At 56.9% G+C, this 10,853-nt stretch carries 9 protein-coding genes and 2 tRNA genes; 5 read left to right on the top strand and 6 right to left on the bottom strand.

Annotation, left to right across the window (positions count from 1 at the left end; genetic code table 11):
- Positions 1 to 253 precede the first annotated feature (253 nt).
- The 3 genes from shiA (at position 254) to V4835_RS08910 (ending at position 4,886) form a co-directional block, all read left to right on the top strand.
- Complete coding sequence (shiA, locus tag V4835_RS08920) at positions 254 to 1,567, top strand: shikimate transporter (RefSeq protein WP_063144488.1); 1,314 nt, start codon at positions 254 to 256, stop codon at positions 1,565 to 1,567.
- Between the two features lie 73 nt (positions 1,568 to 1,640).
- A complete protein-coding gene (locus V4835_RS08915) occupies positions 1,641 to 3,095 on the top strand; it encodes an AMP nucleosidase (RefSeq protein ID WP_063144489.1) in 1,455 nt (484 codons plus the stop codon).
- An 18-nt stretch (positions 3,096 to 3,113) separates the two neighbouring features.
- Complete coding sequence (locus V4835_RS08910; protein WP_331411964.1) at positions 3,114 to 4,886, top strand: aminopeptidase P family protein; 1,773 nt, start codon at positions 3,114 to 3,116, stop codon at positions 4,884 to 4,886.
- A 145-nt stretch (positions 4,887 to 5,031) separates the two neighbouring features.
- On the opposite strand, the gene V4835_RS08905 is transcribed toward V4835_RS08910, so the two are convergent.
- Both V4835_RS08905 and emmdR read right to left on the bottom strand, forming a co-directional pair.
- Positions 5,032 to 5,107, bottom strand: a tRNA-Asn gene (locus V4835_RS08905).
- Positions 5,108 to 5,210: 103 nt separating this feature from the next.
- Positions 5,211 to 6,665, bottom strand: coding sequence for a multidrug efflux MATE transporter EmmdR (gene emmdR / locus V4835_RS08900; protein ID WP_331411963.1), 1,455 nt, complete (start codon positions 6,663 to 6,665; stop codon positions 5,211 to 5,213).
- A gap of 161 nt (positions 6,666 to 6,826) precedes the next feature.
- Here emmdR and V4835_RS08895 point away from each other — a divergent pair.
- Both V4835_RS08895 and V4835_RS08890 read left to right on the top strand, forming a co-directional pair.
- Positions 6,827 to 6,902: transfer RNA gene (locus V4835_RS08895), tRNA-Asn, on the top strand.
- 53 nt (positions 6,903 to 6,955) lie between these two features.
- Positions 6,956 to 7,291: a gamma-glutamylcyclotransferase family protein gene (locus V4835_RS08890; RefSeq protein ID WP_029739253.1), complete on the top strand. Its 336-nt coding sequence runs from the start codon at positions 6,956 to 6,958 to the stop codon at positions 7,289 to 7,291.
- 47 nt (positions 7,292 to 7,338) lie between these two features.
- Here the strand turns inward: V4835_RS08890 and V4835_RS08885 are convergent, their stop codons facing one another.
- The 4 genes from V4835_RS08885 to dacD all read right to left on the bottom strand — a co-directional run bounded on the left by V4835_RS08885 (position 7,339) and on the right by dacD (position 10,743).
- The gene (locus V4835_RS08885) at positions 7,339 to 7,674 is read right to left on the bottom strand and encodes a DUF496 family protein (protein ID WP_008499467.1); all 336 of its coding nucleotides are present in this window, start codon (positions 7,672 to 7,674) and stop codon (positions 7,339 to 7,341) included.
- 158 nt (positions 7,675 to 7,832) lie between these two features.
- Positions 7,833 to 8,891 (bottom strand): FUSC family protein, encoded by a 1,059-nt coding sequence (locus tag V4835_RS08880; RefSeq protein WP_063144493.1) that lies wholly within the window; start codon positions 8,889 to 8,891, stop codon positions 7,833 to 7,835.
- A gap of 92 nt (positions 8,892 to 8,983) precedes the next feature.
- The gene (gene sbmC / locus V4835_RS08875) at positions 8,984 to 9,457 is read right to left on the bottom strand and encodes a DNA gyrase inhibitor SbmC (RefSeq protein WP_331411962.1); all 474 of its coding nucleotides are present in this window, start codon (positions 9,455 to 9,457) and stop codon (positions 8,984 to 8,986) included.
- 119 nt (positions 9,458 to 9,576) lie between these two features.
- The gene (gene dacD, locus V4835_RS08870) at positions 9,577 to 10,743 is read right to left on the bottom strand and encodes a serine-type D-Ala-D-Ala carboxypeptidase DacD (RefSeq protein WP_032658759.1); all 1,167 of its coding nucleotides are present in this window, start codon (positions 10,741 to 10,743) and stop codon (positions 9,577 to 9,579) included.
- Positions 10,744 to 10,853 lie beyond the last annotated feature (110 nt).

Raw genomic sequence — 10,853 nt, 5'->3', positions numbered from 1 at the left:
TTTCCCTCAGCTTAAGCCACGCAGCGGTATCTATTACTGTAATCCATTCAGCACTAACCGGAGCCAAACAGACTGATTTATCTCGAGGCAGGGGAAGATGAAATTTATTTATTCAGCGCCTTCCGGAAAGATAAAAACGTTTTCTCAGGCGTTTTGTCGCGGTAGTCTCATAGGTTCCGTTGATACGACGGCTGCTTTGTGAGTGACCTTTTCTTATACCAATAATTAAAAAATCAGTACGGACAGGACAACTATGGACTCCACCCTCATCTCCGATCGTCCCAACGAGGAGACACCTTCGCTCAATCGTGCCCGCCGCGCGGCCTTAGGCAGCTTCGCGGGTGCCGTCGTCGACTGGTATGACTTTCTGCTTTACGGCATCACTGCCGCCCTGGTGTTTAACCGCGAGTTTTTCCCTCAGGTCAGCCCCGCAATGGGCACGCTCGCCGCGTTTGCCACCTTCGGCGTCGGCTTTCTGTTTCGCCCGCTGGGCGGGGTGATCTTCGGCCACTTCGGCGACCGTCTTGGCCGCAAGCGCATGCTGATGCTCACCGTCTGGATGATGGGGATCGCCACCGCGCTTATCGGTATTCTCCCCTCGTTTGCCTCTATCGGCTGGTGGGCGCCGGTACTGCTGGTCACCCTGCGCGCCATTCAGGGCTTTGCGGTAGGCGGTGAATGGGGCGGTGCGGCGCTGCTGTCCGTTGAGAGCGCGCCGAAGAACAGGAAAGCGTTTTACAGCAGCGGCGTACAGGTCGGGTACGGCGTCGGCCTGCTGCTTTCCACCGGGCTGGTGTCGTTAATCAGCCAGCTCACCACCGACGAGCAGTTCCTGAGCTGGGGCTGGCGCATTCCGTTCATCTTCAGCATCGTGCTGGTCATCGCCGCGCTGTGGATCCGTAACGGGATGGAGGAGTCGGCAGAGTTCGAAAAGCAGCAGGAAAAACCGGCCACGAACACACGTCTTCCGGTCATGGAAGCCCTCGTCCGGCACCCTGGCGCTTTTCTGAAAATTATCGCCCTGCGCCTGTGCGAACTGCTGACGATGTACATCGTCACCGCGTTTGCCCTGAACTACTCGACGCAGAATCTCGGTCTGCCGCGCGAGCTGTTCCTGAATATTGGCCTGCTGGTCGGCGGGATCAGCTGCCTGTCTATCCCCTGCTTCGCCTGGCTGGCGGACCGGTTTGGCCGTCGTCGCGTTTACATCACCGGGGCGCTGATTGGCACCCTCAGCGCCTGGCCGTTCTTTATGGCGCTGGAAGCGCAGTCGATCTTCTGGATTGTCTTCTTTGCCATCATGCTCGCGAACATCGCTCACGATATGGTGGTGTGCGTGCAGCAGCCGATGTTTACTGAACTGTTCGGGGCAAGCTACCGCTACAGCGGCGCGGGCGTGGGCTACCAGGTGGCAAGCGTGGTCGGCGGCGGATTTACGCCGTTTATTGCCGCCGCGCTGGTAACCTTCTCCGGCGGCAACTGGCACAGCGTGGCGATTTATCTGCTGGCCGGCTGCCTGCTGTCGGCAGCGACGGCGCTGCTGATGAAAGAGACGAGCCACAGCTGATCTCCCTTTTGTTTCACAGGCGTGTGACATACTATCGGGTAGAGTCGCACACCTGTGGAACAAGGAGACAGAGATGAATAATAAGGGCTCCAGCCTGACCCCGGCTCAGGCGCTGGAAAAACTCGACGCGCTGTATGAACAGTCCGTCAACGCGCTGCGCAGCGCCATCAGCGAATATATCGAAACAGGGAAACTTCCCGATGAAAAGGCCAGAACCGCGGGCCTTTTTGTTTATCCATCGCTCTCTGTGACCTGGGACGGCAGCGCCAGCACCACCCCAAAAACCCGCGCCTACGCCCGTTTTACCCACTCGGGCTGCTACAGCACCACCGTCACCCGTCCTGCACTGTTCCGCCCGTATCTTGAAGAACAGCTCACGCTGTTGTACCAGGATTACGGCGCGCATATTCACGTTGAGCCCTCGCTGCATGAGATCCCGTATCCCTACGTGATTGACGGCTCGGCGTTAACGCTTGACCGCTCCATGAGCGCGGGGCTGACCCGCCACTTCCCGACGACGGAACTATCACAGATTGGCGATGAGACGGCTGACGGGATTTATCACCCGGCAGAATTTTCTCCCCTGTCGCACTTTGATGCCCGCCGGGTCGATTTCTCCCTGGCGCGCCTGCGCCACTACACCGGTACGCCAGTCGAACATTTCCAGCCGTTCGTGCTCTTTACCAACTACACCCGCTACGTTGACGAGTTTGTCCGCTGGGGCTGCAGCCAGATCCTCGACCCGGAAAGCCCGTACATCGCGCTGTCCTGTGCGGGCGGGATCTGGATCACCGCGGAGACCGAAGCGCCCGAGCAGGCCATTTCCGACCTGGCGTGGAAAAAGCACCAGATGCCCGCCTGGCACCTGATCACCGCCGACGGTCAGGGCATCACGCTGATCAACATCGGCGTTGGCCCGTCAAATGCCAAGACCATCTGTGACCATCTCGCGGTACTGCGCCCGGACGTGTGGCTGATGATTGGCCACTGCGGCGGCCTGCGCGAAAGCCAGCTGATTGGCGACTACGTGCTGGCCCACGCCTATCTGCGTGATGACCACGTGCTTGATGCGGTGCTGCCGCCGGATATTCCTATCCCGAGCATCGCGGAAGTCCAGCGCGCGCTGTATGACGCCACCAAAGAGGTCAGCGGGATGCCGGGTGAAGAGGTTAAACAGCGCCTGCGCACCGGTACGGTCGTCACGACGGATGACCGCAACTGGGAGCTGCGCTACTCCGCCTCCGCGCTGCGCTTCAACCTGAGCCGCGCGGTGGCGATTGATATGGAGAGCGCCACCATCGCCGCGCAGGGGTATCGCTTCCGCGTCCCTTACGGCACGCTGCTGTGCGTCTCCGATAAGCCGCTGCACGGTGAAATTAAGCTGCCGGGCCAGGCCAACCGTTTCTATGAAGGGGCTATCTCAGAGCATCTGCAGATTGGTATTCGCGCCATTGATTTGCTGCGGGCAGAAGGTGACAAGCTCCATTCCCGCAAGCTGCGCACCTTCAACGAGCCGCCGTTCCGCTAATAACGATAAGGAAAAACAATGTCCAGCACATCACCGCTCTCTGCCCTGCGCCACTGGCTTGAGGCCAGCCATCTCGACGGGATGATCGTCCCGCGGGCGGATGCCTGGCAGAGCGAATACTGCGCGCCCTACGACGAAAAGCTGGCCTGGCTGACGGGCTTTGACGGTTCGGCCGGCGTCGCGCTGGTGCTGAAAAACAAAGCGCTGCTGTTCGTCGACGGGCGCTATCAGGTTCAGGCCCGCGTTCAGGTTAATATGGAAGAGGTTGAGATCCACCACCTGCATAACGAGCCGCTGGCAGAATGGCTTGCAGAAAACGCTGAGGCCGGGACACGCATCGGTTTTGACGCGCTGCTGATGACAAATTCAGAGTTTGAGCAGCTGTCTGCCACGCCGTGCGAGCTGGTGCCTCTGAAGGACTCGCCGTTTGATACGCTGTGGACTGACCGCCCTGCGGCACCAGCGGGGCTTATCCGCGAGATGCCCGTTGAGATCAGCGGTGAAAGCAGTGCAGAAAAACGTCAGCGCGTCGCCGCCGTGCTGGCCGCAAACAGTGCCGATTATCTTGCCGTCACCCTGCCGGATAACATCGCCTGGCTGCTAAACGTGCGTGGCGCGGATATCCCTTACAGCCCGGTACCGCTCTCCTTTGCCCTTCTTGGTCGTGACGGTCACGTTGAGTGGTTTGTTAACGACAATAAGCTCAGCGCCCTGCCTGACGATGTGCGCAATGCGTTCACCATTGCGCCGCAGGATACCTTTATTGAACGCTGCCAGCAGATTGCTGAAGGCAAACGGGTGATGATTGATGCCGATTCCGCGCCGGTGGCCCTGCGCTTCGCCATTGAGCCACGCGGAGAAATTGTCTGGTGGACAGACCCCATCACCCTGCTGAAAGCGACTAAAAACCCGGTCGAGCTGGCAGGCTATCGCGAGTGTCATCACCAGGACGGGGCCGCGTGGGTCAACTTCCTCGCCTGGCTGAGCCGTGAAGTGCCGCGGCGCGAGGCTGCAGGACAACCGCTCACTGAACTGGACGCGCAGGCGCAGCAGCTTGCGTTCCGTCAACAGCAGCCTGGGTTCATCGAGCAGAGTTTTGCGACCATCTCCGCCTCTTCGAGCAATGCGGCGATGTGCCACTATCATTCGAGCGAGGCCAGCAATAAGCCCATCGGCCATGACCATTTTTACCTGAACGATTCCGGCGGTCAGTATGTTAACGGCACCACCGACGCCACGCGCACGCTGGCGTGGGGTAAAGTCGATCCGCAGCAGCGCCTGCACTACACTGCCGTGCTGAGAGGCTTCCTGTCGCTCATTACCCTGCAGTTCCCTTCCGGGACTCAGGGGCATCAGCTGGATGCGTTTGCGCGTCGCCCGCTGTGGGAGATGGGGCTGGATTACGATCACGGCACGGGGCACGGCGTGGGGCACCAGCTGCTTATCCATGAAAACCCGCATCGCATCGCCAAAAAGGTCAACCCGTGGCCGCTGGTGGCGGGCAATATTATGACTATCGAGCCGGGCTACTATCTGGGCGACAGCCACGGTATTCGTATTGAAAACCAGGTGGAGATTGTGGAGAGTCGTCCGGGGTTCTGTAGATTTGCCTCGCTGACGCTGATCCCGATTGACCTAAGCCAGGTCGAGCTGCATCTGCTGAGCGAGCAGGAAAAGCAGTGGCTGGATGCGTATCACCGGCAGGTACGCGAGGCGCTCTCACCTCTGGTGAATAGCGATGCGCGTCCGTGGCTGGTGGAAGCGACGGCGCCGATTCGTGTGAACGGATAGTGCGGCTTTTGCCGGGTGGCGGCTTCGCCTTACCCGGCCTACGATTCGAGGTTTATGTAGGTCGGGTAAGGCGAAGCCGCCACCCGACAAATTTACCAGATGCAGAAAAGCAAAAAGCCTGCTTTAAAAGCAGGCTTTTTAAATTTGGCTCCTCTGACTGGACTCGAACCAGTGACATACGGATTAACAGTCCGCCGTTCTACCGACTGAACTACAGAGGAATCGTGTGAACGGGGCGCATATTATCGATGCTCCCCCATGATGTCAAAGGCAGAATGCATATTTCCGATCGTTTGCCGAATTATTCTCCACTTCGCGCAATTGTCAGGCATTCTTTCGCGGATATTTCCACAGCCAGCGCCCGCTGACCATGCGCCAGTAGAACAGCGCACCGCGCACGGCCCAGTCGAGGAACATCCCCAGCCAGACGCCGACCACACCCCATCCGAGCATCACCCCGAGCGTATACCCCGCGACAACACGACATCCCCACATGCCGAGCATCGATACCCACATCGCAAAGCGGGCATCGCGCGCCCCCTTCAGCCCGGCGGGTAATACCCATGAGGCCGCCCAGATGGGCATAAAGGCCGCGTTGAGCCAGATGAGGATCTTAACGACCTCTTTAACGTCGTCTTCGTGGGTATAGAACGAGGCCATCAGCCCGGCAAACGGCGCGGTTCCCCAGGCGATCAGCGTCAGTCCAATGGTCGACAGCCAGAAGACGTGCCGCAGCTGCCGCTCCGCCTGGCCTATCTGCCCTTTCCCGAGCCGTTTACCCGTGATGATGGTCGATGCCGAACCCAGCGCGTTACCCGGCAGGTTAATCAGCGAGGCGATGGAGAAGGCGATAAAGTTACCGGCGATAACGTCGGTCCCCATCCCGGCGACAAACATCTGCGTGAGCAGCTTCCCGCCGTTGAACAAGACCGATTCTATGCTCGCGGGAATGCCGATCCCCATCACTTCCCAGATAATGGCGAAATTAAAGGGCCGGAAATAGCTTTTCAGCGTCAGACGCAGCGAGGGGGTGATCCCCGCCATCAGCACCCCGATGATGGCTACCGCACCGATATAGCGTGAAATGGTTAAGCCAAGTCCCGCACCGACGAACCCCAGCCCGTCCCACGAGAACACGCCGTAGATCAGCACGCTGCTGATAATGATATTCAGGATATTCATCCCGCCGTTGATCAGCAGCGGAATTTTAGTGTTGCCTGCCCCGCGCAGCGCGCCGCTGCCAATCAGCGCAATGGCCGCCGCCGGATAGCTTAAGACGGTCATTTCCAGGTAGGTCAGCGCCAGGTCTTTAACCTCGTTCGTGGCCTCTCCGGCGACAAAATCGATAATCTCTTTACCGAAATAGTGGTTCACCGCCGCCAGAACGATCGAAAAAATGGTCATGATCATCAGCGACTGGCGGGCCGCCTCGCGTGCACGTTTGGGGTCAAGCTTGCCGAGGCTAAAAGCCACCACCACCGTCGTCCCGAGATCTATAGCGGCAAAAAACGAGATCACCACCATGTTAAAGCTGTCCGCCAGCCCAACCCCTGCCATCGCCTCTTTTCCCAGCCAGCTCACCAGGAAGGTGCTCAGGACCCCCATCAGCAAAACGCAGGTATTTTCCAGGAAGATAGGCACAGCGAGAGGGGTGATTTCACGCCAGAACAGGACACGATAGCTTTTACGTTTTGCATACCATGGCGTGCGCTCTATCGCCTGGCGTAAGGAGGCAGTGACGTTCAAAATGGACCTTAGAGAGAAAAGTTGAAACCCCATTTCAAATGATGGGGGACAAATGCTCATCCTGCAAAGTATTTTCCAGAAAAAGATGTGTGGATTTACAACAAACTGACGACAGAATCAGCAATCGGTCGATTTTCCCTAAGATCAGGTTTGACAAAAGTTTTTTCGCCGCTAAGATAAGCCTCCACAACGATTCCTCTGTAGTTCAGTCGGTAGAACGGCGGACTGTTAATCCGTATGTCACTGGTTCGAGTCCAGTCAGAGGAGCCAAATTTAAAAAGCCTGCTTTTAAAGCAGGCTTTTTGCTTTGCGGATGAGGGAAAATGAACGCTCTGTTTGTCTACGGCACGCTGCGCCCGGGCCACTCAAATGCGCATATTCTTGAAAACATTGGCGGCGAATGGCTGGCCGGTTCCGTATCCGGTACGTTTTACGAACGCGGCTGGGGCGCTGCGGCGGATTTCCCGGGGATTGTGCTCCACCCGGACGGACCCCGCGTCGAAGGCTATCTGTTTATCTCTGATAACCTTGCCGCACACTGGCAAATGCTGGATGAATTTGAAGATGGCTACGATCGGGTTGAGGTCACGGTGACCACTCTTGAAGGCAAGCAGGTTAAGGCCTGGATTTATCAGCTACAGCCGCGTTCTGCGTCATAAAAAAAGGCTCTCTGTCACCAGAGAGCCTTTTTTACTATTCGCTGCGATTACTCGCTTTTTGCTTCGCCGTTTTTGATTTCGCCCATCACTTTCAGCTTCTTGGAGATGTCGCGACGCTCTTTGGACAGCTCTGCGTTTTTGATGATGTAGTCATCAACGCGGTCTTCATAGTCGCTCTTCATGCTGGCGATGATGCCCTGAATAGCTTCAACGCTCATACCTGGCTTGATGTAGTCGCTCAGGTTGTCGAGCAGCAGAACACGTTTCTGGTTGTCACGGATCTTCTTCTCAACGTCCTGGATTTCACGCTGCAGTTTGTTTTTGCGGCGGAACAGGCGGACGAATTCCAGAACATCCTGGAACGAAGGCTTGGTAGTTTCCATTTTTACACCCCTGATAATGTGAGATTCGGATTCGTTAAGGCAACCGTTGTAACAATAACCTTACTGACAGCGGCTGCGAATGACAATGAGTATATCGTTTAAAGCTATCATAACCCCAATTGCTGCTGAATCGAAGCAGCAGCCGTCACATACGCCTTTTATTTGCGCAGCGCCCGGCAAATAAGGTGCGATAACAGCTCAAGCTGCCGCGCCAGTTCCATGCTCAGCCAGACGTAGCCATGAATAGGCGTTTCCGCCACGTTATCGCCCTGGCGTTCATTGATGAGCTGCTTCAGCTCCGCGACGATCTCATTCAGCCGCTCGCTGTTGGCCATTATCGGCTGCGGGTTCCCTTCATAGAGCGCATGGGCGATGGTCAACAGCGTTTGCTGCGTCATCTGCTGGGTCTCTTTGAGGGTCTGCGCGTTGAGCATCAACAGATGGCTGGGACGCGACGCCCAGTGGGCGTTGATTTGCAGTTCAAGCATGCAGACCAGATTGCGGCTTACCGTCTGGATGGCTTCGAAAATTGCTTTCTGAATATGGGTTTCTTTGCTGGCGGGCGTGATCAGGCCGCGCATTTTGACCACGTCGTTGAGGATCGTTTGCAGATGCTTTTCCAGCCGGGGACGCTCAACCAGATTCGGGGAAAAACCAGCCTGATAGACGCGGTTAAAGGCGGTGACGTAGTTGGCCATCTGAATACGCCAGTGCAGAAAAGCACGCTGTGGCCAGATACCGGTGAAAAGCATGGCCAGCAGTGACCCCAGGATGACATCCCCGCTTCGCCACAGCGCCGTGGTCATATCCCCGGCGGGCGCGCCGACAACCACCGCGAGCGTAATACCAATCAGCAGCGCCTGATACGGCTTTTTACCCAACGCCAGCCAGCCGCACAGGAACATAGCGGCACCGCACCATGCCAGCATCACGGGAAATGAGATGAGCTCCAGCTTCAGGGCAATAAGCCCAAGAGCCGAGCCTAAAACCGTCCCGCCAATTCGCTCGAAGGCGCGCGGAACAACGTTCCCCCAAAACGAGATGGGCCCCATCACCACCACCAGCGTGATCAGCGGCCATGTTCCTTCCGGAACATCCAGCAAACGGACCAGCACAAACGTCAACACAAAAGCCAGCGCGATGCGACACCCGTGCACCACGCGGTAATGTTTGTACAACCGAATTTCAAAAGGGGTTAATGATTTGTCGGGACGCACACCCGCTCTCCAGCTACACGGCAAATCACAATTGTACTGTGTTTTCAGCCGGGCGGATCGTTCCCGGCTGAAAAACCCTTCATTGAGCAGGCTTAAACCGATTTATGCTCTACCGCGATATACATTTCGATATCCCAGTAGCCGTCTGCATTGCCGTCATTGAGATAGCGCTCGAAGCAGGGCTTGAGCGCCATCTGGTACTTATTGTCCTGCAGCAGAGAATTAAAGAACTGATACCACGGCGTGGCGAAGTCATAGTTTTCCACGCGCGCCGTTGCCACGGCATAATCCCCGGCCGCGATTTCCGTCATCATGACGCCTTCGCTGTTTTCCGGGATAACGAAATCCTCCGGTACCGTAACGGCCGTATCGCAGCGCAGTTTTTCTGCCGGGACCTCATCCGGATTATCGTAGTAGACCGCAACCCACTCCAGCGGCTCAATGTGACGCCCGTCCACCCACATCACCAGCTGTTCAAAGCCCTGTTTTACCGTTTGTTCCCACGGTCCGACCAAATGAAAACCGGCAATCTTACGTTTCTGTTGCTGCTTAATGCTGTAGTCCATGCTGCCTCCATTTATTACTGTATATACATACACTATAAAGCGGATTCTGAGCGTTCAGCAAACGTGAAGTGTTTATTATGTGAGCAGACTCGCAACCCTGCCAGTCTGCTCATCTACCGTTAGAGCGTGTGGTGCAGATAATCGCTCATGCGAGAGAACAGGCCGCCTTTATCAACGGCTTCCAGCGTCACCAGCGGCCAGTGCGCCACCACTTTGTCGCGATCGTAGAGCTGGATCTCCCCGACACGCTGATGCGCGGCAATCGGCGCTTCCAGCTCTTTTTTATCCAGCACGTATTTGGCTTTGATGTTCGGCACTTCCGCTTTCGGCAGGGCCAGCCAGAAGTCCTGGTCGGTACCCAGTTTCACCTGCTCCTTATCGCCGTACCAGATACGCTCTGTCCCCACTTTTTTACCGCTATGCAGGATCTGCACCGTATCGAAATTCTGCTGCCCCCAGTGCAGCAGTTTTCGGGCCTGGTCCTCACGCCCTTTCGGGCTGTCTGCTCCCATCACCACCGCGATTAAACGGCGCTGGCCGTCTACGGCGGACGCAATCAGGTTAAAACCCGCCCCCGAGGTATGCCCCGTTTTAAGGCCGTCCACGTTCATAGTTTTATCCCACAGCAGGCCGTTACGGTTTTGCTGGGTGATCCCGTTCCAGGTCAGGCTCTTTTCGCTGTACATATGATAAAACTCAGGCTCGCCGTGGATGATGGCGCGGGAGAGGACGGCCAGGTCATAGGCAGAGCTGTGCTGTCCCGGCGCGTCCAGCCCGTGGACGGTTTCAAAATGCGTATCGCGCAGGTTCAGCTTTTGCACGTAGTCGTTCATCATCTTCACAAACTGCGGCTGACCGCCCGCCACGTGATCGGCCAGCGCCACGCAGGCGTCGTTGCCGGAATCGACAATCAGGCCGCGGCTTAAGTCACGCACGGAGACGCGATCGCCCTCTTTCAGGAACATGAGCGACGAGCCGTCAAAAACCGGGTTGCCTTTAGCCCACGCGTCACGCCCTACGGTGACAATGTCGTCCGGCGTAATGCGGTGGCTATCAATGGCCCGATCAACCACATATCCCGTCATCAGCTTGGTCAGGCTCGCCGGATTACGTTGTTGATGTTCGTTGCCCGCCGTTAAGATCTGACCGGTCGTGTAGTCCATCAGCACCCATGAGCCAGCCTGAATGGCCGGAGGCTGCGGCGAAAAATCCAGCGGTTCGGCCGCAAAAGCAGATGAGACACTCGAAGCGAGTAAAGAAACAGCAATAAACAGACGGCGTTTCAACGGTATATCCTCAGGTCATTAAAAATCGATGACCTTTTTACGGGAGTTCTGATGTCGTTACCTGGCTTAATTGCAAAAAAATGTGACAAAACGCAGATTTTCCCCTGAAG

The sequence above is a fragment of the Enterobacter cloacae complex sp. CARB60 genome, assembly GCF_036487345.1.
GTDB classification, from domain to species: Bacteria; Pseudomonadota; Gammaproteobacteria; order Enterobacterales; family Enterobacteriaceae; genus Enterobacter; species Enterobacter asburiae_D.
Note: the sequence above shows the minus strand (reverse complement) of the source record. Positions and strands in the feature narration are given on the sequence as shown.

Bases quoted from the DNA above. Each gene is read 5' to 3' on its own strand.
- V4835_RS08890 (WP_029739253.1), top strand. From the start codon at position 6,956: ATGAACGCTCTGTTTGTCTACGGCACGCTGCGCCCGGGCCACTCAAAT.
- V4835_RS08910 (WP_331411964.1), top strand. From the start codon at position 3,114: ATGTCCAGCACATCACCGCTCTCTGCCCTGCGCCACTGGCTTGAGGCC.
- sbmC (WP_331411962.1), bottom strand. From the start codon at position 9,457: ATGGACTACAGCATTAAGCAGCAACAGAAACGTAAGATTGCCGGTTTT.
- shiA (WP_063144488.1), top strand. From the start codon at position 254: ATGGACTCCACCCTCATCTCCGATCGTCCCAACGAGGAGACACCTTCG.
- V4835_RS08885 (WP_008499467.1), bottom strand. From the start codon at position 7,674: ATGGAAACTACCAAGCCTTCGTTCCAGGATGTTCTGGAATTCGTCCGC.
- emmdR (WP_331411963.1), bottom strand. From the start codon at position 6,665: ATGGGGTTTCAACTTTTCTCTCTAAGGTCCATTTTGAACGTCACTGCC.
- V4835_RS08915 (WP_063144489.1), top strand. From the start codon at position 1,641: ATGAATAATAAGGGCTCCAGCCTGACCCCGGCTCAGGCGCTGGAAAAA.